Origin of the sequence: Kribbella solani (assembly GCF_014205295.1) — a bacterium.
In the GTDB taxonomy this organism is placed as follows: Bacteria; Actinomycetota; Actinomycetes; order Propionibacteriales; family Kribbellaceae; genus Kribbella; species Kribbella solani.
Window position 1 is genome coordinate 7,074,807 of the sequence record NZ_JACHNF010000001.1, and the last position, 25,359, is coordinate 7,100,165.

General features: G+C 68.2%; 23 protein-coding genes and 1 tRNA gene. 14 read left to right on the forward strand and 10 right to left on the reverse strand.

All coding sequences use genetic code 11. The annotated features are described in order from the left end of the window. Positions 1-5 precede the first annotated feature (5 nt). The 4 genes from mscL to HDA44_RS32820 all read right to left on the reverse strand — a co-directional run bounded on the left by mscL (position 6) and on the right by HDA44_RS32820 (position 2,176). Complete coding sequence (gene mscL / locus HDA44_RS32805) at positions 6-407, reverse strand: large conductance mechanosensitive channel protein MscL (RefSeq protein WP_184841138.1); 402 nt, start codon at positions 405-407, stop codon at positions 6-8. Positions 408-548: 141 nt separating this feature from the next. Beyond that, complete coding sequence (locus tag HDA44_RS32810; RefSeq protein ID WP_238352603.1) at positions 549-1,175, reverse strand: CpaB family protein; 627 nt, start codon at positions 1,173-1,175, stop codon at positions 549-551. An 87-nt stretch (positions 1,176-1,262) separates the two neighbouring features. Continuing rightward, positions 1,263-1,634, reverse strand: a complete 372-nt coding sequence (locus tag HDA44_RS32815) for an FmdB family zinc ribbon protein (protein ID WP_184841140.1) — start codon at positions 1,632-1,634, stop codon at positions 1,263-1,265. Between the two features lie 77 nt (positions 1,635-1,711). Beyond that, positions 1,712-2,176 carry a DUF1203 domain-containing protein gene (locus tag HDA44_RS32820; RefSeq protein WP_184841142.1) on the reverse strand — a complete coding sequence of 155 codons (465 nt, stop codon included), beginning with the start codon at positions 2,174-2,176 and terminating at the stop codon, positions 1,712-1,714. Between the two features lie 79 nt (positions 2,177-2,255). On the opposite strand from HDA44_RS32820, the gene HDA44_RS32825 reads away from it, so the two are divergent. Then, entirely contained in the window at positions 2,256-4,793 is a 2,538-nt protein-coding gene (locus HDA44_RS32825) for a penicillin acylase family protein (RefSeq protein ID WP_184841144.1), read from the forward strand. 79 nt (positions 4,794-4,872) lie between these two features. Here HDA44_RS32825 and HDA44_RS32830 read toward each other — a convergent pair whose 3' ends face one another. The 3 genes from HDA44_RS32830 to HDA44_RS32840 are packed head-to-tail and all read right to left on the reverse strand — an operon-like array spanning position 4,873 to position 7,374. After that, entirely contained in the window at positions 4,873-5,934 is a 1,062-nt protein-coding gene (locus tag HDA44_RS32830; protein ID WP_184841146.1) for a serine hydrolase domain-containing protein, read from the reverse strand. After that, positions 5,934-6,821: a phosphotransferase gene (locus tag HDA44_RS32835; protein ID WP_184841149.1), complete on the reverse strand. Its 888-nt coding sequence runs from the start codon at positions 6,819-6,821 to the stop codon at positions 5,934-5,936. Before HDA44_RS32835 ends, HDA44_RS32830 begins: the two co-directional genes overlap by 1 nt. Further along, complete coding sequence (locus HDA44_RS32840; protein WP_184841151.1) at positions 6,814-7,374, reverse strand: 5-formyltetrahydrofolate cyclo-ligase; 561 nt, start codon at positions 7,372-7,374, stop codon at positions 6,814-6,816. Before HDA44_RS32840 ends, HDA44_RS32835 begins: the two co-directional genes overlap by 8 nt. Positions 7,375-7,439: 65 nt before the next feature. Between HDA44_RS32840 and HDA44_RS32845 the strand changes: the two genes are divergently transcribed. The 8 genes from HDA44_RS32845 (at position 7,440) to HDA44_RS32880 (ending at position 13,691) form a co-directional block, all read left to right on the forward strand. Continuing rightward, positions 7,440-8,825, forward strand: coding sequence for a UTP--glucose-1-phosphate uridylyltransferase (locus tag HDA44_RS32845; protein WP_184841153.1), 1,386 nt, complete (start codon positions 7,440-7,442; stop codon positions 8,823-8,825). 230 nt (positions 8,826-9,055) lie between these two features. Then, complete coding sequence (locus HDA44_RS32850; protein ID WP_184841155.1) at positions 9,056-9,523, forward strand: GNAT family N-acetyltransferase; 468 nt, start codon at positions 9,056-9,058, stop codon at positions 9,521-9,523. A gap of 334 nt (positions 9,524-9,857) precedes the next feature. Further along, positions 9,858-11,084, forward strand: a complete 1,227-nt coding sequence (glp, locus tag HDA44_RS32855; protein ID WP_184841158.1) for a molybdotransferase-like divisome protein Glp — start codon at positions 9,858-9,860, stop codon at positions 11,082-11,084. Next, the gene (gene moaC / locus HDA44_RS32860) at positions 11,081-11,563 is read left to right on the forward strand and encodes a cyclic pyranopterin monophosphate synthase MoaC (RefSeq protein WP_184841160.1); all 483 of its coding nucleotides are present in this window, start codon (positions 11,081-11,083) and stop codon (positions 11,561-11,563) included. The genes glp and moaC overlap by 4 nt, the downstream gene beginning before the upstream one ends. Further along, complete coding sequence (locus HDA44_RS32865; protein WP_184841162.1) at positions 11,560-12,048, forward strand: MogA/MoaB family molybdenum cofactor biosynthesis protein; 489 nt, start codon at positions 11,560-11,562, stop codon at positions 12,046-12,048. The genes moaC and HDA44_RS32865 overlap by 4 nt, the downstream gene beginning before the upstream one ends. Further along, a complete protein-coding gene (locus tag HDA44_RS32870; protein ID WP_184841164.1) occupies positions 12,048-12,665 on the forward strand; it encodes a GNAT family N-acetyltransferase in 618 nt (205 codons plus the stop codon). The genes HDA44_RS32865 and HDA44_RS32870 overlap by 1 nt, the downstream gene beginning before the upstream one ends. Positions 12,666-12,762: 97 nt before the next feature. Further along, on the forward strand, positions 12,763-13,545 hold the full coding sequence (gene sepX, locus HDA44_RS32875; protein ID WP_184841166.1) for a divisome protein SepX/GlpR: 783 nt from the start codon (positions 12,763-12,765) through the stop codon (positions 13,543-13,545). Positions 13,546-13,618: 73 nt separating this feature from the next. Continuing rightward, a tRNA-Ala gene (locus HDA44_RS32880) sits at positions 13,619-13,691 on the forward strand. Between the two features lie 611 nt (positions 13,692-14,302). Here the strand turns inward: HDA44_RS32880 and HDA44_RS32885 are convergent. Beyond that, positions 14,303-14,881 carry a TetR/AcrR family transcriptional regulator gene (locus HDA44_RS32885; protein WP_184841168.1) on the reverse strand — a complete coding sequence of 193 codons (579 nt, stop codon included), beginning with the start codon at positions 14,879-14,881 and terminating at the stop codon, positions 14,303-14,305. Positions 14,882-14,992: 111 nt separating this feature from the next. On the opposite strand from HDA44_RS32885, the gene HDA44_RS32890 reads away from it, so the two are divergent. The 5 genes from HDA44_RS32890 (at position 14,993) to HDA44_RS32910 (ending at position 21,401) form a co-directional block, all read left to right on the forward strand. Next, entirely contained in the window at positions 14,993-15,676 is a 684-nt protein-coding gene (locus tag HDA44_RS32890; protein WP_184841170.1) for a hypothetical protein, read from the forward strand. A gap of 140 nt (positions 15,677-15,816) precedes the next feature. Continuing rightward, on the forward strand, positions 15,817-16,242 hold the full coding sequence (locus tag HDA44_RS32895; RefSeq protein WP_184841172.1) for a transcriptional repressor: 426 nt from the start codon (positions 15,817-15,819) through the stop codon (positions 16,240-16,242). Positions 16,243-16,290: 48 nt separating this feature from the next. After that, on the forward strand, positions 16,291-18,513 hold the full coding sequence (gene katG / locus HDA44_RS32900; protein WP_184841174.1) for a catalase/peroxidase HPI: 2,223 nt from the start codon (positions 16,291-16,293) through the stop codon (positions 18,511-18,513). 162 nt (positions 18,514-18,675) lie between these two features. Further along, positions 18,676-20,112 (forward strand): GuaB1 family IMP dehydrogenase-related protein, encoded by a 1,437-nt coding sequence (locus HDA44_RS32905; RefSeq protein WP_184841175.1) that lies wholly within the window; start codon positions 18,676-18,678, stop codon positions 20,110-20,112. A 305-nt stretch (positions 20,113-20,417) separates the two neighbouring features. Next, positions 20,418-21,401: a LuxR C-terminal-related transcriptional regulator gene (locus tag HDA44_RS32910; protein ID WP_184841176.1), complete on the forward strand. Its 984-nt coding sequence runs from the start codon at positions 20,418-20,420 to the stop codon at positions 21,399-21,401. 27 nt (positions 21,402-21,428) lie between these two features. On the opposite strand, the gene proS is transcribed toward HDA44_RS32910, so the two are convergent. Together proS and HDA44_RS32920 are read right to left on the reverse strand one after the other, a co-directional pair. Continuing rightward, the gene (proS, locus tag HDA44_RS32915) at positions 21,429-22,841 is read right to left on the reverse strand and encodes a proline--tRNA ligase (RefSeq protein WP_184841177.1); all 1,413 of its coding nucleotides are present in this window, start codon (positions 22,839-22,841) and stop codon (positions 21,429-21,431) included. A gap of 182 nt (positions 22,842-23,023) precedes the next feature. Beyond that, the gene (locus HDA44_RS32920; protein ID WP_184841178.1) at positions 23,024-25,240 is read right to left on the reverse strand and encodes an NADP-dependent isocitrate dehydrogenase; all 2,217 of its coding nucleotides are present in this window, start codon (positions 25,238-25,240) and stop codon (positions 23,024-23,026) included. Positions 25,241-25,359 lie beyond the last annotated feature (119 nt).

Below are 25,359 nucleotides of genomic sequence, written 5' to 3' on the forward strand. Positions count from 1 at the left end.
CGCGGTCAGGGGCGGGGGTCGGTGCTGCCGGCGCGCAGGAGGTCGCGGATCTCGGTGAGCAGTTCCTGGTCGGCGGTCAGCGGTTCCGGTTCCGGCTCCTGACCGCGCTTGCGCCGTTCGGCCAGCTTGTTCATCGGCAGCACGATGAAGAAGTAGACGGCCGCCGCGGTGAAGAGGAAGATCAGTGCCTCCTGCAGGATCGCCCCGATCTTGAACTCCGCGCCGTTGAGTTTGAAGTTCCACACGCCGCTGATGTCCGTCTTGCCGAAGATCGCCGCGATCAACGGGTTGATCAGGTTGTCCACCAGCGCGCTGACGATCTTGCCGAACGCCGCGCCGATGACGACAGCGACCGCCAGGTCGATGACGTTGCCGCGCATCACGAATTCCTTGAAGCCCTTGAGCATGTGGTGCCTCCACGAAGCGGGTGGGATGTACCCGGACGAAGCGGGTGAGGTGTACCCGGACAAGGTAGGACCACAGGCCTGCTGGAGCTAGGGACCGCGCCGCGCGCCGGTGCATCGTCGCGCACTGTTTCCGGGGACCGGTCAGCTGGTGTCCGGAGTCAGAGCCACGGTGATGCGTGAGTTCGCACTGGCCTGGGCCAGTTTGGTGGCGACCTCGGAGGTCGTCGCGACCACGACCAGCGCACCCGTACCAGCCGATCGCGGCACCGGCAGGGCGATCACAGGCACGGCCCGGGCGAGCAGTCCAGCGGTGTCTCTCGTGGTGCTGGTCGCCGCGTACAGGTTGAGGTGATCGCCGACGCGGAGCAGCGCGCTGATGTCGGCATCGTCGACCCGGAGCGGGTACGCGACTGAGCTGGGCGGAATCGCGGGTGGGCCGAGGAATCTCGCGTCGGTCAGTGGTTCGCCGGCACGAACCGGCCCGCTGAGTACGCGCCTGCTGAGGTCTGCGCCGGGTCTGAGGGCGCCGGCCGGCACGGCCGCGGACGGCAGGCCAACGGTCCGTAGGTCGCCGCCCGTGGGCACCACGCCGCCGGCGAGGTCGCGCGCCGCGGCCAGCACCGGAATCGTCGGTGGCGGCGCGGGGGACAGGGAGAGAAGGCCGAAGTACACGGCGGCCGCGGCGGCGATGCCGGCCAACAGCCGACGGTGCCACCGGGCGGCCCGGATCAGGTCACGGAGCGGATCACGAAGCAGGGAAGGGATCATGCCGGAGAAGATACGATTTTCGCCGACTCCGGCGGTTCAGTTATCCACAGGGGGCAGCCGCACGCGGTACCCGAGCCCGGGGGTGGGTCAGGCGGCGCTGGTCCCGGAGGACGACGAGCTGCTGGACGACGAGCTACCCGACGAGCTCTTCGCGGCCGTCGAAGAACCCGACGAGGACGAGGACGACGAGGAATCCGAGGAAGACGAACCGGACGACGACGAGCCCGAGGACGAACCCGAACCCGACGACTCGGACTTCGCCGGTACCGAACTCTTGCCGGACGAGCGGCTGTCGGTGCGGTAGAACCCGGAGCCCTTGAACACCACGCCGACGGCGTTGAAGACCTTGCGCAGGCTGCCCTGGCAGTTCGGGCACACGGTCAGCGCATCGTCCGTGAAGCTCTGGCGCACCTCGAGCGCTTCGCCACAGTCGGTGCACTGGTATTGGTACGTCGGCACGGTCGGTTCCCTTCAAGCCGCTGGCACTCCTACTACCCGACTGCTAATAATGCGCCAGCGGCCCGAACTATTCCAACTCAGCCCTGCCGGCGGACCGTAAAGTTCCAGCAGCCGGCCACCACGTTCCGCACCTGAACGCTGTCCACTGCCGCGTCCTCGAACAGTCGTTTGAGTTCGGTCTCCGCGGTCCCGGCCTCCGCCAGCACACCATCCAGCATCTGGCCGTTCGCGTCGTACTGACGCAGGACCGCGCGCCGGTCCCGGAAGTCGATCGGGAAGCTACCGGTGTCCGGCTCCGGACAGTCCAGGGTGTGGACGAACACCGGCCCGACCTCGGCGTACGGTCCGCCGACGGCCATCGGGCGGTACGCGACCAGCGCGATCTCCGCGCCCGCGGCGGCGATCGTCAGGCAGCAGCGCAGCGGCTCGCCGCCTTCGGACCGGCGCGGAACGACGCTGTTTCCGGAGTCGTCATGCCGGTTGCGGCGAATCCGGTCCAGAGCGGAACCGGGGACTCCCTCATACCTCAACTCAGCGTTCATGTCGATGGAACGCAGAGCAACGCAAAGTTGTGAGGCACCCCATTTGGGGCACGGGGCGGGATTCTCTACGGTTGGGTCCGTGCGTCGCCTGCTTCGAGCCGTCATCATCAGCGGAATCGCCCTCACCACGGTCCTCCTGGTGATCGCCGGTACCGTCGTTTTCGTCGTCCGCCACTCGTTCCCGACCTACGACGGGACGATCGACCTGGAGGGACTGGACGGTGACGTGAGCGTCGTCCGGGACGCCAACGGCATCCCGCAGATCTACGCCGACACCCCGGCCGACCTGTTCGCCGCGCAGGGCTACGTGCACGCGCAGGACCGGTTCTTCGAGATGGACTTCCGCCGGCACGTCACGTCCGGCCGGTTGAGCGAGCTGTTCGGCAAGACCGCGCTCGAAACCGACAAGTTCGTCCGTACCCTCGGCTGGCGCCGGGTCGCGGAGCAGGAGCTGCCGCTGCTCAGCCCGACCACCCGGCAGTACCTGGACGACTACGCCCGCGGCGTGAACGCGTACCTGGCGAAGCACAACGGCTCCGGGCTGAGTCTCGAGTACGCGGTCCTGTCGGTGCAGCCCGGTGGCCCGAAGAACTACACGCCGGAGCCGTGGACGGCCGCCGACTCGCTGGCCTGGCTGAAGGCGATGGCCTGGGACCTCGGCGGCAACCTGGATGAGGAGATCACCCGGACCAAGCTGCTGGCGGCGTTCCCGCAGCGCAACATCGAGAGCCTCTACCCGCAGTACCCGTACGAGCGGAACCAACCGATCATGCCGACTGGTTCGGTCAAGGACGGCAAGTTCACCGCGAAGCCGACCAGCAACGAGGTTCGCCGTGGCATGCTCACCCAGGACCTGCTGAAGTCTCTCGACTCGGTGCAGAAGGTCGCCAAGGGCCTGCCCCAGCTCCTCGGCCAGGGCGACGGCGTCGGCTCGAACTCGTGGGTTGTCTCCGGCGACCACACAACGACCGGCAAGCCGCTGCTGGCCAACGACCCGCACCTGGGCGCCACCATGCCCGGGATCTGGACGCAGGTCGGCCTGCACTGCAACAGCATCAGCAAGAGCTGCCCGTTCGACGTGTCCGGCTTCAGCTTCTCCGGTCTGCCCGGAGTGGTGATCGGCCACAACAACGCGATCTCGTGGGGCTTCACGAACCTCGACCCCGACGTCCAGGACCTGTACCTGGAGCGGATCGAGGGCAACAACGCGCTCTACAACAACAAGTGGCGCCCGATGGTCACCCGCGAGGAGACGTTCAAGGTGGCCGGCCAGAGCGACCCGGTGAAGATCACCGTCCGGGAGACACGGCACGGCCCGCTGATCTCGGATGTCGGCGACGACGAGCGGAAGGTCGGCGAACAGGCAGCGACCCAGGCGAAGTACCCGAAGGCGTACGGCGTCGCGCTGCAATGGACCGCGCTGAACCCGGGAAAGACCGCCGACGCCCTGTTCGCGATCAACGTCGCGCAGAACTGGTCCCAGTTCCGTGCCGCCGCCAAGCAGTTCCAGGTCCCCTCGCAGAACCTGGTGTACGCCGACACCGACGGCCACATCGGGTACCAGGCTCCTGGTCTGATCCCGATCCGGTCGATCGGCCGCGGTGACTGGCCCGTACCCGGCTGGGATCCGAGGTACTACTGGAAGGGCTACGTACCCTTCGATGCGCTACCGACGGAGTTCGATCCACCGGACGGGATCATCGTCACCGCGAACCAGGCAGTGGTACCCCGGACGTACACGTACTACCTGACGAACTCCTGGGACTACGGCTATCGGTCGCAACAGATCCTCGACCGGATCAAGGCGGCCGGGAAGCTGGACGTGAACGCGATGGCGTCGATCCAGCTGGACACCAAGAACAAGGCCGCCGAGATGCTGGTCCCGTACCTGCTCCGGATCAGCATCGACGACGCGTTCGACCGCCAGGGCCAGGACATCCTGCGGAACTGGGACTTCACCCAGCCGCCGGACTCCGCCCCCGCGGCGTACTTCAACGTGGTCTGGCGCAACCTGCTCGCGCTGACGTTCCACGACCAGCTCCCGGAGGGCACCTGGCCGGATGGTGGCTCGCGCTGGTTCGAGGTGATCCACAATCTGCTCGGCCAGCCGAACAGCGGCTGGTGGGACGACATCCGTACGCCGCAGCGGGAGAGCCGGGACGACATCCTGCGCGAGGCGCTGATCAACGCCCGCACCGAGATCACCCAGAAGATGGCGCGTGAGCCCGCCAACTGGCAGTGGGGCCGGCTGCACAAGCTCACGCTGACCAACCAGACGCTGGGCAAGTCCGGGGTCGGCGTAGTCGAGAAGATGTTCAACCGCGGCCCGTACGAGCTTGGCGGTGGCACTTCGATCGTTGACGCCACCGCCTGGGACGCGTCGGAGGGGTACGGAGTGACCGCGACACCGTCGATGCGGATGGTCGTCGACCTGTCGGACTTCGACCAGTCCCGGTGGGTGAACCTGACCGGTGTCTCCGGGCACGCCTACTCGTCGAACTACACGGACCAGACGGACCTGTGGGTCAAGGGCGAGACGCTCCCGTGGGCGTACACGAAGGGCGCTGTCGAAGCGACCCGCAAACACACGCTGACCTTCACGAAACCTGGCAGCTGAGCTCGGCTGCCAGCTGAGCCCAGCCCTGGCAGCCGGGCTCAGCTCTGGTGGCTGAGCTCGGGTGCCAGGTTGCCGGGGCTTACCAGGCGGGTGTGCTGGCCTCCGCGAACAGTTCTTCCGGCCAGGTCCAGATCGCCCGCTGGGTGAGCAGGATGGAGATGGTGCGGTCGGCCGGCGTGGTCGACCACAACGTGCCCAGGCCGCCCGCCCAGCCGTACTGCCCGCCAACGGACACCCCATAGCCCCAGCCGGTGTCCGGACCGAGGAACCCAACAGCCGCCTCCCGCTGCGTGGGTGTCAGGTGATCCGTTGTCATCGCCGCGACGGAATGCGGTGACAGCAGACCGCCGCCGTCCTCCAGCAGCATCCGCGTGAACGCATGGAAGTCATCCACGGTCGAGATCAACCCACCGGCCGCGTCCGGGAACGGTGGCGGCGTCAGCCACTGACTCCCGACGGCTGGGTCGAGTACGTCGGTCCCGATGTACGCCGTGGTCAGCCGATCAGGGTCAGACGCGGTGAAGCCGGTATCGCGCATTCCCAACGGCTGGAAGATCCGCTCCGCGAGGAACTCACCCAGCGGCTGACCCGCGACGCGCGCCACGAGTACGCCAAGTAGATGCGAACCGGTGGCGTACAGCCACTGCTCACCCGGCTGGTACTGCAGTGGCAGCGTCCCGAACCGTTTCATCCACTCGTCAGGCTCCAGCTCAGTACGCGGAATCGGTGGGCCGAATGTGTGCACACCGAGCTCCTGTTCGCGCTGGCGCAACTCAGGGTTGTCCGACTCACCTAGACCGAGCCGGAACGTCAGGAGGTCCTCCAGCGTGATCGGTCGCGCCGCGGGCACGGTGTCCTCCACAGGACCGTCGGGCCGTCGCAGTACGACCGGATGCGCCAACTCCGGCAGTACGTCGGCTACTGGCGCGTCCAGCGTCAACCGCTTGTCATCGACGAGCAGCATGGTCGCGGCAGCCACGATCGGCTTGGTGAAGGACGCCACCCGGAACAGGCTGTCCCGCTCCAACTCCGGTCCGTCGTACGCGGCCTTGCCGTGCACTTCGACCTTGGTCTCGTCGCCACGGCTCACCAGACTGATCAGTCCGGCAACCACACCGTTCTCTACGTACGTTTCAAGCATCAGTGCAGTCCTCCAGCGAACGGCATGTCCCGCCATTGGGCAGCGAACATGCGGATTCCGTCGGCCAGGTCCGGGAAGTGCGGCACCAGCGGCGTACACACCATGACCTGTAGCGCGCGGGCGTGGTCCATCAGTTGCTGGACCTGTGGATCCAGTGGCGTGCTCGCTGCCGCGTCGTACGCACGGTAGAGCTCCGGGCCGAAGCCGGCGATGTCCCACTCGCGCGGTCCGACGGTGACGTCCTCGAAGTCGGCCCAGAGCGGACCGTCGACGGTGTTGATGAGGTTCCACGACGGGGCATCGCCGTGGATCGGCTGCACGACCGCTGACGGAAACGCAGCCTCGAAACCGGCGCGACTGCCCAGCACCGGCTCCAGCACCTTCCACTCGGCCCGTGCCCGGTCGAGGTCCGCCTCTTCGAGCAGACCCGGTACGGCGTCCATGGTCCCGAGCACCTGCCCAATGAGCTGCAGTGGACTCATCCACAGCAGTTCTCCCGGGTACGTGGCGAGCTGTGCGTGCAGATCGACCACCCTGGCTGTGGCACCCGCATAGTCAGGTTCAACAGCCTGGTCGACCTCCACGTACGTCCAGAGCGTCATGGACAACCCGTCCTGCTCTACCGGCTTCAGCGGCACGAGGGGACTCGGCGTCACCACAGGTAGTCCCTGCTCGGCCAGCCAGGTCACAGCGTCCAGTTCACGCTGCTGACGGCCGTCCGGCCCTTTGAAGATGTCCGGCAGGTCCAGCGGCACTCGGGCCACGACAGGTGCCGGCTGCAGGTGGACGACGGTCGAGAAGCCTTGGTAGAGCACGGCCGGATCGGTGACGGTCAGGCCCATTGCGCGTGCGGCTGTGGCTGCGGCTTGAACCGCGGTCTCAGTCATGCCCCGATCTTTGCAGTGGGATCAAGTGGTTCGGCGTCAGCGCCGCGTGGACCGGCCGGTCGTGCGTGTCGAACGGGAGCGTCGCTACGACCTCCGTGTCGTACACAGCGGCCCACACCGGCGTACCGGGCCGCGTACGAGCCAGTGCGCGGTCGTACGAGCCACCGCCGCGCCCCAGCCGCACGCCGTCGCGGGCGACAGCCAGAGCGGGGCAGATGACCAGATCGGCGGTGGCGATCGCGTCCGAGCCCAGATCGATCGGTGGCTCCGACAGACCGAGCCGCCCCGGCACCAGGTCGGCCGCACCAGGTGCGACGCCCCAACCGAGGTCGTTGTCGGCGTACAGGATCGGTAGGAGCACCTCGTGGTTCGTGGCGAGCAGCCAGTCGATCAGCGCACCGGTCTGCGGTTCCGGTCCCATGGACACGTAGAGCGCGACCCGGTACACGTCCGGCAGCACCTGTTGGGCGCTCGCCAGCAGTCCCTCGGAGCGGGCCCGCCGGGCTCGCGCATCGAGAAACTGCTGCCGCGCCGCGGCCTTCGTCAAGTACACAGACCGATCGTATGAGCGTGACGCGTGCAACAACGGGATTACCGTCCGTCCCCTAGGGTTGGTCCATGGGTGAGGTGGGTCTCAGACAAGCGCAGGAGAAGATGCGCGCGGCCGGTGCCGCCGATGTCGCGATACGTGTCTTCACGCACTACTACCGGCTGCTGGAGTCCGGGCAGCAGGGCAAGATCCGCGAGGCGGATATCGAGCCGGTCGGCGAGTTGCCACATCTGGAGCACCTGGACACCGATCCGGACGCGCTCCGCGCCGCGTTGGCCGAGACAGCGGTGATCAAGCTCAACGGCGGCCTCGGTACGTCGATGGGCGTCACCGGCCCGAAGTCGGCGCTGCCGGTCAAGGACGGGCTGAGCTTCCTGGACATCATCGCCCGGCAGATCCTGAGCACCCGGCGCGCGTACGACGTGCGGCTGCCCCTGGTGCTGATGAACTCGTTCCGGACCAAGACCGAGTCGCTGCAGATCCTCAGCGAGTACGAGGGGCTGGCGATCGACGGCCTGCCACTCAGCTTCCAGCAGAACATGGAGCCGAAGCTGCTCGCCGACGATCTGACGCCGGCCGAGTGGGAGCCGGACCCGGAGCTCGCCTGGTGCCCGCCCGGCCACGGCGACCTGTTCACCGCGCTGGTCGCCTCCGGCACGCTGGACGCGCTCCGCGAGCACGGCTTCCGGCACGCGTTCATCTCGAACGCCGACAACCTCGGCGCCACCCCGGATCCACGGATCGCCGCCTGGATGGCGGAACATACCGTACCGTTTGGTATGGAGGTGTGCCGGCGCACCCGCTCCGACCGGAAGGGCGGTCACGTCGCGGTCCGGAAGTCCGACGGCCGGCTGATCCTGCGGGACAGTGCCCAGGTCGCGGACGACGAGACCGCGTACTTCCAGGACATCACCCGGCACAAGATGTTCAACACCAACAACCTGTGGATCGACCTGGACCGGCTGGCCGAGCTGATGTCCGGGCACGACGGCATCCTCGGGCTGCCGATCATCGTGAACCACAAGACCGTCGACCCGGCCGACCCGGGATCGCCGAAGGTGATCCAGCTGGAGACCGGGATGGGTACCGCGATCGAGACCTTCGAGGGATCACAGGCGGTGATCGTCGACCGCAGCCGGTTCAAGCCGGTGAAGACGACGAACGATCTGCTGGTGCTGCGGTCGGACGTGTACGAGCTGGACGAGGCCGGTGATCTGACCACGACGCATGAGGGCGACGAGCCGTACGTGGACCTGGACCCTGAATACTTCAGGATCCTGGCCGACTTCGACGCCCGGTTCGCCGCCGGGCCGCCGTCGCTGGTCCGCGCCGACCGGCTCGAGGTCCGCGGCGACGTTGCCTTCGGCAAGGACGTGGTGGTGATCGGCGACGTCGAGGTGTCCGCCCCCGACGGCAAACGCCACGTGATCCCAGACGGAACCGAACTCAGCTGAAGACGAGCAGCGCGGAAGGTGGCCGGCGCCGAGATGGACGGGGGGCCTGGGGATGGACGGGCCGGAAGGCTGGGCAGGGCTGAAGAGGGCAGGGGTAGGGGCGGACGGGCCCGGAGGCTGGGCGGGGCTGAAGATGAGCGGGGCTGGGGATGGGCTGGGCTGAAGGTGGACGGGCCGGAAGGCAGGACCGGAGCTGGGGATGGGTGGGCTGAAGATGGGTGGGGCTGAGCGTGGATGAGGTGTTGATTCGGCTGTTGGAGTCGGCTGATGTCGGGGAGGCGGCTGCGGTTTGGTGGGGAGCCCGGCATGCGGACGGGTCGCAGTTGCCGCCGGCTGTTCACACCGCGGAGCAGGTCGTCACCTGGTTCGCGGACGTGCTGCTGCCGGACGGGCAGACCTGGGTGGCGCTCGACGATGACCGGATCGTCGCGGTGCTCACCCTGGATGGTGACGACCTCGACCAGTTGTACGTTGCCCCCGAGGCAGCCGGGCAGGGGATCGGGTCCACGCTGGTCGACCTCGCCAAGGACCTCCGCCCGGGTGGTCTCGCGCTGTGGACGTTCCAGAGCAACATCCGCGCCCAGGCCTTCTACCTCTCCCACGGCTTCCGCGAGGTACGCCGCACCGACGGTGCCGGCAACGAGGAGCACGCGCCGGACGTTCGGATGGTGTGGGGAACCCCTGACGACAGGACGTAGCGCCCAGCCGCCAACGCCAACGCCAACGCCGACACCGCCGCCAACGCCAACGCCGACACCGACGCCGACGCCGACACCGCCGCCGACACCGACGCCGACACCGACGCCGACACCGACGCCGACACCGACGCCGACACCGACGCCCACGTCGACTGCGAAGCCGCCGACTCCGACGCCGGCGTAGATGGCTAGGGGTTGGTGCGGGTCCGCCGGCAACAGTCGGCCTTGCGGCGTGGTGTTGACGCGCGCTGATCGCGACATCCGGATGCGTGCGGCCGCGGTCGGCTCGACGTGGCAACTACCTCCTGTGGGTGGGACAGATTAGGGTCGGGTCGTGAGACGGAGTGTGGATGAACATCTGGAGGTTGTGCTCGGGAGGGTGACGGCGTTGCCGGCGTTCGACCAGCCGTTGATGGACGCCGTCGGGCTGATGCTCTGCGAGGACATCGTGTCCGGCGTGAGCCTGCCGGGGTTCGACAACTCGGCAATGGACGGGTACGCGGTGCAGGCCCGTGATCTGGCCGGCGCCTCGGACGAGAACCCGATCCCGCTGCCGGTGGTCGGGGAGTTCCGGGCCGGTCGCAGCGAGCCGATCGTGGTCACCCAGGGGACCTGCGTACGGATCATGACCGGTGCGCCGATGCCGCGTGGTGCGGACAGTGTGGTTCCGGTCGAGTGGACCGACGGCGGGACGGTGACGGCACGGTTCACCAAGCAGCCGCCGGTCGGTGGATCGGTCCGGCGCGCCGGCGAGGACGTGACCGCCGGTACGCAGGTACTGGACCGCGACACCGTGCTGGGCCCGCGGCAGATCGCCGTACTGGCCGCGGTCGGCCGGGCGCGGGTGAAGGCGCGGCCGCGACCGCGGGTGGTGGTGATCTCGACCGGTGCCGAGTTGCGCGAGCCGGGCAGCCGACTGGGTGACGGGCAGATCTACGACTCGAACAGCTACACCCTGGCCGCCTGCGCCCGGGACGCCGGAGCAGTGGCGTACCGCGTCGGCATCGTCGATGACGACCCCAAACGGATCATGGACACCCTGTCCGACCAGTTGGTACGGGCCGACCTGGTGATCACCACAGGCGGCGTCAGCATGGGCGCGTACGACATCGTCAAGGAGGAGCTGTCCAAGCTCGGCACCGTGGACTTCCCACAGGTCGCGATGCAGCCCGGGAAACCGCAGGGGTTCGGTGTGATCGGTGAGGACGAGGTACCGATCTTCACGCTGCCTGGCAACCCGGTGTCGGCGTACGTGTCCTTCGAGGTGTTCGTCCGGCCAGCCCTGCGCAAGATGATGGGCCAGATGCCGTACCGGCGCGCACTGGTACCCGGTGTGACGCTGGACGGGTTCAGTTCGCCCGCCGGACGCCGGCAGTACGTCCGCGCCACGGCTACGGCAGGCGACGAGGGCTGGATGGCCAGTACAGTCGGCGGGCACGGCTCACACCTGCTCGGCGGGCTGAGCCGGTCGAACGCACTGATCGTGGTGCCTGAGGACGTGACAGCGGTCCGGGCCGGCGATCAGGTCGAGCTGATGCTGCTGGACGAGGAGACCGGATGACTGAAGGCCCTGCGCGGTTGACCCACGTCGACGAGTCCGGGGCGGCCCGGATGGTCGACGTGTCAGCCAAGGACGTGGGTGTACGGCGTGCCGTTGCCAGTGGCAAGGTTCTGGTGTCGGCCGAGGTGGTGACCGCGCTGCGCGGCGATGGCGTACCCAAGGGTGACGCACTAGGCGTCGCCCGGATCGCCGGGATCATGGGAGCGAAGCGGACACCCGATCTGGTGCCGCTGTGCCATCCGATCGCCATCACCGGCGCCAAGGTCGACCTGGAGGTGGCGGATGACGCGGTACTCATCCAGGCCCAGGTGAAGACCACTGACCGCACCGGTGTCGAGATGGAGGCACTGACCGCGGTTGCGGTTGCCGGCCTGGCCGTCATCGACATGGTGAAGGCACTGGACCCGGCTGCCGTGCTCACTGACGTACGAGTCGAGCTGAAAGAAGGCGGTAAGACCGGGCACTGGGAGCGGCCGTGAGAGCTCTCGTCGTCAGCGTGTCGAACCGCGCGGCAGCAGGGGTGTACACCGACACCACGGGTCCACTGATCGCGCTGCGGTTGGCGGAGTGGGGTTTCGAGGTGTCAGGACCCCAGGTAGTGCCAGATGGCGAACCGGTAGGGGATGCGCTGCGAGAGGCGATCGAAGCGGCGTACGACGTGGTGCTCACCACAGGCGGTACCGGGATCTCACCAACCGACGAAACGCCTGAACAGACAGCAGATGTACTCACCAAAGAGCTGCCTGGCGTAGCGGAGGCGATCCGGGCGTACGGCGTGGCCAACGGCGTACCCACCGCTTCACTGTCCCGCGGACTAGCCGGAGTGGCACGTACTACCGTCATCGTGAACCTCCCCGGTTCACGCGGCGGCGTCAAAGACGGTCTGGCCGTACTGGAGCCGCTGCTCCGACATGCGGTCGAGCAAGTACACGGCGGCGACCACGTACGGACGGACACCGACTGATGGCGATCGTGCACTGGCCGGTGGAGCTGCAGCACGGCCAGGTGGGGCTGCGACCGCTACGAGCCGGTGACGGCAGTGAATGGGCCGCGGCGCGCCAGCGGAACGTCAGCTGGCTACGGCCCTGGGACGCCACCCAGCCACCCGGTGCGGACGACGGCGCACGCACCTTCCGCGCTATGGCACGCGACTGGAACCGCCAAGCACGCTACGGACGCATGCTCCCGTTCGTCATCACCTACGGCGGTGCAGCCGGCGCGGGCGTACGCGCCAAGTGGCCGCTCGTCGGACAGCTCACGGTGTCCGGCATCACGTACGGCTCCGCGCGCTGGGCCAACCTCGGCTACTGGGTCGACGAGCAGTACGCCGGCCGCGGGATCGTGCCGACAGCCGTCGCGATGGCCGCCGACCACTGCTGGTTCACCCTCGGCCTGCACCGCATCGAAGTCGCGATTCGCCCAGAGAACAAGGCAAGTCTGCGCGTCGTCGAAAAGCTCGGTTTCCGCTACGAAGGCGAACGGCCAAGGTTCCTGCACATCGACGGCGACTGGCGCGACCACCGCATCTTCGCGCTCAACCTCGAAGAAGTCGGACCCGGTCTCGTATCCCGACTCGGCTGACTACGCTGCGTACTGGTCACATCAGTCACACGAGTCTTCTTGCGACACACCGTCCCACGTACCCCATCTGGCCCCCGCCGCGCCTTAGCGTCGTCGCATGGGGACGACAGGCTTGATCTACGTGGCGATCGTCGCCGCCTGGGCCGCCTATCTCGTCCCGATGTGGCTGAAGCGCGGCGACGAAGCGCGGCGCCGGCCGGTGTCGTCCGCCGCCGATGCGCGCGTACTCTCCCGCGACCCGTCGCGGCCCCGGTACGTCGTCCGCCCGGCCGGCGCCGCCACCGCTGACGACGACTCGCCGCCGCCCAAGCGGTACATCCCGAACCGGGCCCGCCGGGTGGCCGCCATGCGCCGCCGGCGGGTGCTGTCGATCCTGACCCTTTCGCTGCTGTCCGTCGTCGCCCTCGCCGGACTCGCGATGCTGCCCTGGTGGTCCGTCGCCGTACCGGCAACCCTCATCGCCGGATTCGTCGTACTCACCCGGGTGCAGCTGCGGCGGCAGGCGCGTACCCGCATCGAAGCCGCCGCCGAACGGCGCACCCGCGACCAGGCCCGGCACGACCGCGGCCCAGCCGGCAAGCCCGCGCCGTCACCCGACAACGAGCTGACCATCGAGGTCAAGCTCCCCGCCGAGCCCGCGCCGGAGCCCGAAAAGAAGCCGGCCCAGCCGCCCTCCGAAGGCCTCTGGGACCCGGTACCGGTGACGCTGCCGACCTACGTCATGAAAGAAAAAGCACCCGACCGGACCGTCCGCACCATCTCCCTCACCGACGACGAAGTCTTCTCCAGCGCCCGCACCACCGACCCCGCGCAGAAGCCCGTCGCGACCGAGCCCGTCGTACCCGAAGAACCCGAAGTGAAGCGCGCCGTTGGAGACTGATATCCGGTTTTAGACTCAGGCACTCAACGTGTTAGAGTCTCCCGGTCGCCAGGGAAACCGAAGCGACCAGCCTGGGGCTGTGGCGCAGTTGGTAGCGCGCTTCGTTCGCAACGAAGAGGCCAGGGGTTCGAATCCCCTCAGCTCCACGAAGGCGATGGGCGGCGTGTGTCGCGCACTACGTGCGCTGACCGCGTCGCCTTCGTTATTTTGTGCGGCTGCGCTTCGCTTGCCGCGGGCGGGGGCTCCGCCACCCGCACCCCCTTGCGCCTTCGCTTCGCTCGGCTCCGTGGTTGGTCGTCTCGGTTGGCTTGCCGGTGGTGGTTGGGCGCCGCGGATGGGTTTCCGCCTGGGTTGCTCATCGCGGTCGGCTTTCCGGCGCGGATTGCTCGTCGCGGTGGGTTTGCCTTCGCTTCGCTTGGCTCCGTGGTTGGTCGTCTCGGTTGGCTTGCCGATGGTGGTTGCTCGGCGTGGGTTGGCTTGCCGGTGGTGGTTGCTCGGTGTGGGTTGGCTTGCCGGTGGTGGTTGGGCGCCGCGGATGGGTTTCCGCCTGGGTTGCTCATCGCGGTCGGCTTTCCGGCGCGGATTGCTCGTCGCGGTGGGTTTGCCTTCGCTTCGCTCGGCTGTGGGGGCTTGGCGCCGCGGCTGGGTTTCGACTTCGCTTCGCTTGTCGCGGGGGTTGCCTGCGCTTCGCTCGGCTGTTGGGGCGGGTGTGTCTGACTTCGCTTCGCTTGTCCGTGGTGGGGGCCTTGGGCAACTTTTAGGGGCGGATGGCGGTTAGGACCAGGTTGATTGTGGTGTTTACCTGGGTGGTGGTGACCGGGGCGGTGTGTAGGAGTAGGCGGTAGTAGACGGGGCCGTAGAGGAGTTCTACTACGGTGGGGAGGTCTACTTCGGGGCGGATCTCGCCGGCTTGTTGGGCCTTGGTCAGGCGGGTCAGGCAGAGTTGGACTCGGGGGCGGATGAGGGCGTTCAGGAGGGCGTCGGAGATGGCTGGGTCGCTTTGGGCGGCGGCTATCAGGCCCTTGGAGTACGCGGCGAAGAGGGGGTCCGTGACGGTGCGGACGAGGGCGTGCAGTTGGGTGTGGAGGTCGGCTGCGAGGTCGCCGGTGTCGGGGAACTCCAGGGTGTTGGCGGCGCGTTCCTCGATTGCTTCGAGCAGGATCGCGGCCTTTGAGGGCCACCAGCGGTAGAGGGTTTGCTTGCCTACGCCGGCCTGTTTGGCGATGCCCTCCATGGTGAGGCGGGCGTAGGTCTCGGTGCTGCACAGCTCCAGGGCCGCGTCCAGGATCGCGCGCCGGGCGCGTTCGCTGCGGCGGTCGGGGTTCGGGGTCGCCATTAGACCAGTGTACGAGACGAGACGTTGTGTCTTGACAGTGACCCGAAGCGAGACTTAGCGTCTCGCGGTGAGACGAGACGTCTCGTCATAGTTCACTAGAGGGGAACTCCCATGTCCGAAGCCTCGGTACGCCGGTACGCCGGCCTATTCGGGATGATCGCCAGCGCCTTCATCGTGGTTCAGGTGCCGCTGTACTTCCTCTATCCCGGCGCCCCGCCGGATTGGGACATCCTGACCCGCAGCCTGATCGGGATCGTCGGCTGCGTGTTCTACATCCTGTTCTTCACCGGCCTGCGCCAGCTGATCCACCAGGTCGACCTCGCCTCGGACTGGATCGCGGGCGTGGTCCAGGCGGCCGGCCTGCTCTGGGTGGCGATGGTGTTCGTACCGCAGTCGATGGAGGCCGGCGCCGCGATCTCGGTCGACCACGACATCGACACCACCAAGGAAGGCCCGTTCGCGGCCGCGCAGTACCTGATGCAGGGGCTGATTTCACGTCTGCTGATGGCGCTGTTCCTGATCGCGCTCGGCATCGTCGTCACCCGGCTCCGGCTGCTGCCGAAGTGGGTCGGCCGGTCCGCGTTCGTGCTCGCCGCGATCAACCTCGCGTTCGTGCCGGCGATCTACTCCAACGACGACCCGTCGAACTTCTACGCGGTCCAGGGCTGGGGCACGACCGCCAGCATGGGCGCGCTGTGGAGCCTCTGGCTGCTGGCCGTCAGCATCAGCACCTTCCGCAGCGCCCGCCGGGTCGCTCCGGCACCGGCCGGCCGCCGGGCCAGCGTGGACGCCTAGCTCCGGCCGAGCACCTAGGCCGAGCACATAGGACGAGCACATAGGACGAGCACAGATCGAGCACCTAGGACGAGTGCATAGCACAAGAACACGCGTCAGCTAATCTTGACTCATTCCAGAAAGCGCGGAAGACTGCAGACGTGCCGACGGTGGATGAGCTCCAGGGGTTGTTGCGTGCGGCGGCGTTACGGGTGACCCGGCCGCGGCTGGCCGTGCTGGCCGCGGTGTACGGGTTCCCGCACGCGGACACCGACTCGATTATCGGTGCCGTACGCAACGACCTGCCGGAGGTGTCGCACCAGGCCGTGTACGACTCGCTGCACACGTTGACGGCAGCGGGCCTGGTGCGGCGGATCCAGCCGCTGGGGTCGGTGGCGCGGTACGAGTCGCGGGTCGGTGACAACCATCACCACGCGGTCTGCCGGACCTGTGGCGCGATCGCCGATGTCGACTGCGCGGTCGGGCACGCACCCTGCCTGACCGCGTCCGAGGACAACGGTTTCGTCATCGACGAGGCCGAGGTCATCTACTGGGGACAGTGCGCCGACTGCTCACGCCGTACCTGAACTCGAAGCAACTCGAAGTAGCAAACGTCCAGTGCTGGAAGGAATTCGATGTCCGAGAACCACGAGCCACTGCCCGGCGAGGCCTCCGAACAGAGCCGCGGCGGCGAGGCCGGCGCCACTGCCGGTGGCTGCCCGGTGAACCACGGTCAGGGCGTGCACCCGACCAGCGGAAACGCCAACCGTGAATGGTGGCCGAACCAGCTCAACCTGAAGATCCTGGCCAAGAACCCGGCCGTCTCGAACCCGCTCGGCGCGGACTTCGACTACGCCGCCGAATTCAAGAAGCTGGACCTGGCCGCGGTCAAGGCCGACATCGCGGAGGTGCTGACCACCTCGCAGGACTGGTGGCCGGCCGACTTCGGCAACTACGGCCCGCTGATGATCCGGATGGCCTGGCACAGCGCCGGCACGTACCGGATTCATGACGGCCGCGGTGGCGCCGGGGCCGGGCAGCAGCGGTTCGCGCCGCTGAACAGCTGGCCGGACAACGGCAACCTGGACAAGGCCCGCCGGCTGCTCTGGCCGGTGAAGAAGAAGTACGGCCAGAAGATCTCCTGGGCCGACCTGCTGGTGCTGACCGGCAACGTCGCGCTGGAGACGATGGGCTTCAAGACGTTCGGCTTCGCGGGCGGCCGGGAGGACGTCTGGGAGCCGGAGACCGACGTGTACTGGGGTCCGGAAACCACCTGGCTGGACGACAAGCGCTACTCCGGCGACCGTGACCTGCAGCGTCCGCTCGGCGCGGTCCAGATGGGTCTGATCTACGTGAACCCGGAAGGCCCGAACGGCAACCCGGACCCGGTCGCCGCGGCCCGCGACATCCGCGAGACGTTCGCCCGGATGGCGATGAACGACGAGGAGACCGTCGCGCTGATCGCCGGCGGCCACACCTTCGGCAAGACCCACGGTGCCGGCCCGGCGGAGAACGTCGGCGCCGAGCCCGAGGGCGCGCCGATCGAGCAGCAGGGCCTGGGCTGGAAGAGCACCTACCAGACCGGCAAGGGCAAGGACGCGATCACCAGCGGCCTCGAGGTCACCTGGACCACCAAGCCGACCCAGTGGACGAACGACTTCTGGGAGATCCTGTTCGGCTACGAGTGGGAGCTGAGCAAGAGCCCGGCCGGCGCCAACCAGTGGGTGGCGAAGAACGCCGAGGCGATCATTCCGGACGCGCACGGTGGCCCGAACAAGCTGCCGACGATGCTGACCACCGACCTGTCGCTGCGGTTCGACCCGATCTACGAGCCGATCTCGCGCCGGTTCAAGGACAACCCGGACGAGTTCGCGGACGCGTTCGCCCGGGCCTGGTACAAGCTGACCCACCGCGACATGGGTCCGGTCGCCCGGTACCTCGGTCCGGAGGTTCCGAGCGAGGTGCTGATCTGGCAGGACCCGCTGCCGGCCATCGACCACGAGCTGATCGGCGACGCGGACGTGACCGCGCTGAAGGCGGCGATCGCGGCCTCCGGCCTGTCGGTGGCGCAGCTGGTCTCCACCGCGTGGGCGTCGGCGTCGACGTTCCGCGGCAGCGACAAGCGTGGTGGCGCCAACGGCGCGCGGATTCGCCTGCAGCCCCAGGCCGGCTGGGAGGTCAACAACCCGGACGAGCTGGCGCAGGTGCTGCGTACGCTCGAGGGTATCCAGCAGTCGTTCGGGAAGCCGGTTTCGCTGGCCGACCTGATCGTGCTCGCCGGTGGTGTCGGGGTGGAGATCGCCGCGAAGAACGCCGGCCACGACATCGTCGTACCGTTCACGCCCGGCCGGACGGACGCGACCGCGGAGCAGACGGACGCGGACTCGTTCGCCGCGCTCGAGCCGGTCGCGGACGGTTTCCGCAACTACTCCGGCAAGGGCAACCCGCTCCCGGCCGAGTACCTGCTGCTGGACCGCGCCAACCTGCTCACGCTGAGCGCGCCGGAGCTGACCGTCCTGGTCGGCGGCCTGCGGGTCCTCGGCGCGAACTACGACGGTTCGAAGCACGGCGTACTGACCGACAACCCGGGCACGCTGACGAACGACTTCTACGTCAACCTGCTCGACCTCGGTACCGAGTGGCACGCGACCGACGACGGTCAGGAGACCTTCGAGGCGACCGTCGACGGCAAGGTCAAGTGGACCGGTACCCGCGCCGACCTGGTCTTCGGTTCGAACTCGGAGCTCCGGGCCGTGGCCGAGGTGTACGCGACCGATGACGCCGCGCCGAAGTTCGTCACGGACTTCGTCGCCGCCTGGCACAAGGTGATGGAGCTCGACCGCTTCGACCTGCGCTGACCAAACCCTGAACTGGCTCCCGCGCGCGTTTTGCGGGAGCCAGTTCGGCATTTCGACAGGAGGTGTCCGCCGGCAGCTAGTGCACCTGAGCCTGTTGGTGATGGCGCGTACGGTGTCTCAGGGGTGCACTACCTGTCGAGCTGCAAAGGAATGGGGTCTGTGATGCGGTTTCATCATGATCGGGAGCCGGCTGGTGATCTGACCTTCAGTGACGTCTTCCTGGTACCGAACCGGTCCGGTGTGGCGTCCCGGCTGGATGTGGATCTGTCCACGTCGGACGGGACCGGCGCGTCGATTCCGATCGTCGCGGCGAACATGACCGCGGTGTCGGGGCGGCGGATGGCGGAGACGATCGCGCGCTGTGGTGGGCTCGCGGTGCTGCCGCAGGACATCCCGGTGGATGTGGTGTCGGAGGTGGTCGGTTGGGTCAAGCAGCGGGACCCCGTACATGACACCGCGCTGGTGCTGCCGCCGACCGGGACGGTGGGGGAGGCGCTCGCGCTGCTCCCGAAGCGAAACCACGGCGCGGTGATTGTGGTCGACGACGGCCAGCCGGTCGGGGTGGTGACCGAGGTCGACTGCTCCGGCGTCGACCGGTTCACCCAGCTGGACGCGATCATGTCCCGGGAGCTGCTGACCCTGCCTGCTGGGATCGACCCGGAGGCGGCGTTCGGCCTGCTGCACGACGGGCGGCATCGGCTGGCGCCCGTGGTGGACGCGGCCGGCCAGATCGTCGGCATCCTGACCCGGGAGCGCGCGCTCCGGGCGACGCTGTACGACCCGGCCCTGGACGCGGCCGGCAAGCTGACGGTCGCCGCCGCGATCGGGATGAACGGTGACGCCGAGCAGAAGGCGAAGGCGCTGCTCGACGTCGGCGTCGACGTACTCGTCCTGGACACCGCGCACGGTCATCAGGAGCGGATGCTCGAAGTGGTCGAGCGGGTCCGGGCGCTCGGTCCGAAGGTACCGATCGTGGCCGGGAACGTGGTCACCGCCGAAGGCGTCACCGATCTGGCCAACGCCGGCGCCGACATCATCAAGGTCGGGGTCGGGCCGGGCGCGATGTGTACGACCCGGATGCAGACCGCCGTCGGCCGGCCGCAGTTCTCCGCCGTACTGGAGTGCGCGGCGAAGGCCCGTGAACTCGGCAAGCACGTCTGGGCCGACGGGGGCGTACGGCACCCTCGGGACGTCGCGCTGGCGCTGGCCGCGGGCGCGTCGAGCGTGATGATCGGATCCTGGTTCGCCGGCACGTACGAGTCGCCCGGCGATCCGCACCGGGACAACCAGGGCCGGATCTACAAGGAGAGCTTCGGGATGGCGTCCGCGCGGGCGGTGCGGTCCCGGACCGTCGAGGACAGCCCGTTCCAGCGGGCCCGGAAGAGCATCTTCGAGGAGGGCATCTCGTCCGCCCGGATGTACCTGGACCCGGACCGCCCGAGTGTCGAGGACCTGCTGGATTCGATCGTCTCCGGCATCCGCAGCTCGTGTACGTACGTCGGCGCCGCGAATCTTGCCGAGTTCCACGACCGGGCGGTGGTCGGGTTGCAGACCGCAGCCGGGTACGCCGAGGGCAAGCCGCTGGACACCAGCTGGTGAGACCTCATCCCCGGGGTGAGGTTGAGGGCACAACAAGTTCATGCGCCGGGCGATGGCGGGCGTCGCGGATCGGTGGCACCGTGTAGGCAACAGGGGGAGCCAGGGCACCGGGGGCATGCAGTTCGGGTGGTGTCCTGCTCGCGGTCGCGGGCACTGACGCAGGGTTGAGCCGAGGCTTGGGAGGGCGACTCGGTAACCGGCGCTCGGCGCCCGCGACCGCATGCGCCGATTCAGTTGGCAAAACGCGGGGTACAGCGGCATAGTCAGGGAATCGATGCTGCAGCCGTGTTTGGGGAGCCGGTGTCGTGGAAACGGACAAGGCTGCCCCGTTGCGGGTTGACGCGGAGACGGCGATCATCCTGCGCGAGGCGTACCACAAGATCGAGGCGCTGTTCCGGACCGACCACTACGGCCTGTACGACTACGTCCGGGTGGTGGCCGGGAAGATCGCGCGCGTCGACGCGTTCTTCATCGGCTTCCTGCACGGCAGCCGGCGGGTGCGGTACCCGTACGGGTACGACGACGGCGCGTACGTCAGTCCGGACACGCACACGTTCGGGCCGAACGGGCAGACAGCCTGGCTGATCAAGCACCGGCAGACGTACCGATTCGCGTACGACAACGGGTCCGCCCTGCACGCCGGGGTACCGATCGGGGACCAGACCCGGCGCTCCGCCGACGTGGTGACGGTGCCGATCTTCCGGGCGGTCAAAGACGGGGCGGACCAACTGTTCGGGATGCTGTCGATGCAGAGCTACCTGCCCGGCTCGTACGACGACAACGCGGTCCGGGCGTTCGAGTGGCTGGCTGGTCTGGTGGAGCGGGTGCTGACCCGCGAAGGCGAGGACAAGGACGCGTTGCGCCGCCTGCCCGCCGGCGACACCGGGCCGAACCTGCTGACGTCCGACCACGTGGTGGAGTACCTGACGCACCGGGTCGCGTCGATCCGCGACATCGCGGCCGAGGCGCTGACCGAACCGGACCTGAACGCCGCCGTTCACACCCACCTGACCCGGATCATCGACGCCACCGAGCACATCCAGACCGAACTGATCGAGATGCTGCTGGAGACCGACGAAGGTCCGGAACGCCGGTTCGCGAGTCTGACCAAGGCCCAGCAGGGCGTCGCGGTACTGCTCGCCGACGGTTTCGACAACGATCAGCTGGCGGCCGAGCTCGGCGTCAGCCCGAACACGGTCAAGACCCACCTGAGCGCGATCCTGCGCAAGTACGGTCTGCGCAGTCGCGCCCAGGTGGCCGACGACGTCCGGCGGTACCTTGCCCGTTGATGGGGCCTGTCGATCAGGCCCGCTGATTCAGTACGACCGGGCGACGTACGCGATCAGGTCCGGCTCGTTGTCGCCGATCGGAAGCGAACCGTCCGGGCGCTGCAGGCAGCGGACCGTGATACCCGATTCGCCGAGGCGATCCTCGCCTTCCTCACCGAGCGTGGCGTACGGCAGGCTCGCCCAGCCGGACGATGCGGCCTCCACCGCGTCGTCGACGGTCGTGACCGGGGTGATCCGCTCCGCCTGCCGCGCGGACGCCTCCGCCAGCAGGTGCACCTGATCGTCATCGATCGCGCGCGTGACGGTACTGACCAGGTCCGCCAGGCCGACCGTGGATTTGCCGTTCGCGCGCAGGCGGCGTACGACCGTGGCGGCGTTGGCGGCCAGGTCACGGGGGCCGAGTTCGATCCGGATCGGTACGCCCTTGAGCTCCCAGTTGACCGCGCGGCGGCCGAACGGCTGGTCGACGCGATCGTCGAGCGTGACGCGGAGACCGGCCGCTTCGAGGTCCGTGGCGATCGCCCGGGCCGCGCTGATCGTTTCGTCCTTCACCGCCAGTACGACGACCTGGACCGGCGCGACCGCGGGCGGAACGCGGAGGCCGGCGTTGTCGCCGTGGACCATGATCATGCCGCCGACCAAGCGCGTCGTACTGCCCCAGGACGTCGTCCAGGCGAGCTCACGCCGGCCTTCACGCGACAGGTAGCCGATGTCGAACGCACGCGAGAAGTTCTGGCCGAGCTCGTGCGCCGTACCCAGCTGCAGCGCCTTGCCATCACCGGTCATGGCTTCCAGCGTCATCGTGTTGATCGCGCCGGCGAACCGTTCACGCCGGGTCTTTCGCCCAGCCAGGACAGGGATTGCCAGCAGGTTGACCATCACGTCGCGGTACACCTCGGTGAGGATTCGCGTCGCGTACGCGCGGGCGTCCTCCTCGGTGGCGTGTGCGGTGTGGCCTTCCTGCCAAAGGAATTCGGTCGTCCGCAGGAACAGTCGCGGCCGGAGCTCCCAGCGGACCACGTTGGCCCACTGGTTCAGCAGCAGCGGCAGGTCGCGGTAGCTCTGCACCCACTTCGCCATGTACTCGCCGATCATGGTCTCCGAGGTCGGCCGCACTACCGCGGGCTCCTCGAGTTCCTTGCCGCCGGCATGCGTCACCACCGCGAGCTCCGGGCTGAAACCGGCCACGTGTTCGGCCTCGCGGCGGAGGTAGCTCTCCGGAATCAGCAGTGGGAAGTAGGCGTTCTCGGCGCCGGTTGCCTTGATCCGCCGATTCATTGCCTCCTGCAACAGTTCCCAGATCCCGTACCCGTACGGTCGCACGACCATGGTCCCCCGGACCGGCCCGTTGTCGGCGAGCTCGGCCTTGGTGATCACGTCCTGGAACCAGCGCGGAAAGTCCGTGGCCTGATCGGCAAGCACGGAACGGGTCGTCTTCATGCCGTCCGAGTGTAGAAGCAGGTCGTGCTGCCCGCCGCCCAATTATCAGTCCCCCGGCGCCCTGCGGGCGCCGGGGGACTGAAGAAAAGCAGGAGTGGCGAGAGCCTGATCGCCGGCTGGGGCGAGAGCCCGGTGCACAGCTGGTGCCGGAGGCCGACCTCCGCCGTGGGTGGTGCTGCTAGCTAGAGCGAAGCCAGGGCTTCGTTCCAGGTTTTGGAGGGGCGCATGATGGCGGCTGCCTTGGCCGGGTCGGGCTGGTAGTAGCCGCCGAGGTCGGCCGGGGTGCCCTGGACGGCGATCAGCTCGTCGACGATGGTCTGCTCGTTCGCGGCCAGCTTCTCCGCGAGCGGCGCGAACGCCTTCGCCAGGTCGGCGTCGTCGGTCTGCTTCGCCAGCTCCCGCGCCCAGTACAGCGACAGGTAGAAGTGGCTGCCACGGTTGTCGATCCCGCCGACGCGACGGGTCGGCGACTTGTCCTCGTTCAGGAACGTGGCGGTGGCCCGGTCCAGGGTGTCGGCGAGGATCTGCGCCCGCGCGTTGCCGGTCGACTGGGCCAGGTGCTCGAAGCTCGCGGCCAGCGCGAAGAACTCACCCAGGCTGTCCCAGCGCAGGTAGTTCTCCTTGACCAGCTGCTGTACGTGCTTCGGCGCCGAACCGCCCGCCCCCGTCTCGAACAGACCACCACCGGCCATCAGCGGCACGATCGACAGCATCTTCGCGCTGGTACCGAGCTCAAGGATCGGGAACAGATCGGTCAGGTAGTCACGCAGCACGTTGCCGGTCACCGAGATGGTGTTCTCGCCGCGGCGGATCCGCTCCAGCGACACCTTGATCGCGTCCACCGGCGCCAGGATCCGGATGTCCAGGCCCTCGGTGTCGTGCTCGAACAGGTACGTCTGCACCTTCGCGATGATCCGCGCGTCGTGCGCCCGGGTCTCGTCCAGCCAGAACACTGCCGGGTCGCCGGTGGCCCGGGCCCGGTTGACGGCCAGCTTGACCCAGTCCTGGATCGGCGCGTCCTTGGTCTGGCAGGCGCGGAAGATGTCGCCGGCCGAGACAGCCTGCTCGAGCACCGCCGCACCGGCAGCGTTCACCAGCCGGACGGTGCCGGTGGTCTGGATCTCGAACGTCTTGTCGTGCGAGCCGTACTCCTCGGCCTTCTGCGCCATCAGGCCGACGTTCGGCACCGACCCCATCGTGGCCGGGTCGAACGCGCCGTTCGCGCGGCAGTCGTCGAGGACCGCCTGGTAGATGCCGGAGTAGCTGTGGTCCGGCAGCACGGCGAGGGTGTCGTGCTCCTCGCCGTCCGGGCCCCACATGTGGCCGGAGGTACGGATCATGGCCGGCATCGACGCGTCGACGATCACGTCCGACGGGACGTGCAGGTTGGTGATGCCCTTGTCCGAGTCGACCATCGCGAGCTTCGGGCCGTCGGCCAGCTCGGCGTCGAACGAAGCCTTGATCTCGGCGCCCTCGGGCAGCGTGGCGATTCCGTGCAGGATGCCGCCGAGGCCGTCGTTCGGGGTCAGGCCGGCCTTGGCGAGCACATCGCCGTACTGCGCGAACGTCTTCGGGAAGAAGGCCCGGACGACGTGACCGAAGATGATCGGGTCGGACACCTTCATCATGGTGGCCTTCAGGTGCACCGAGAACAGCACGTCGTCGGCCTTCGCCTGGGCGACCTGCGCGGTCAGGAACTCGCGCAGCGCGGCCACATGCAGTACGGACGCATCCACGACCTCACCGGCCAGCACCGGGATGGACTCGCGCAGCACCGTGGTGGTGCCGTCGTCGCCGGCCAGCTCGATCCGCAGCGTGTCGTCGGCCGCGATCACCACCGACTTCTCGGTACCGCGGAAGTCGTCGGTGTCCATCGTCGCGACGTTGGTCTTCGAGTCGGCGCTCCAGGCACCCATCCGGTGCGGGTGGGTCTTCGCGTAGTTCTTCACCGAGGCGGGCGCGCGGCGGTCCGAGTTGCCCTCGCGCAGCACCGGGTTCACCGCGGAACCCTTCACCTTGTCGTACCGGGCCTGGACCTCGCGCTCGGCGTCGGTCTTCGGCTCGTCCGGGTACTCCGGCAGGGCGTACCCCTGGGCCTGCAGCTCGGCGATCGCCGCCTTCAGCTGCGGCACCGAGGCGGACACGTTCGGCAGCTTGATGATGTTCGCCGCCGGCGTCTTGGCCAGCTCGCCGAGCTCGGTCAGCGCGTCCGCGATCCGCTGGTCTTCCTGGAGGTACTCGGGGAAGACCGCGAGGATACGGCCGGCCAGTGAGATGTCCCGCGTCTGCACGCCGACACCGGCCTGGCCGGCGTACGCCTGGACGACAGGGAGGAACGAGTACGTGGCGAGCGCCGGAGCCTCGTCGGTGTGGGTGTAGATGATCGTCGAGTCAGTCACAGCCCCCACCCTAATGGGCGATCCAGCCCGCTCAGCCGCCGCGTGGGCAGGCTCACGCTCCGTCGCCGGAACGCCCAAGGGTTCTTCGGCGATCGGCCCCGTCGCCGGGACGCCGGCGG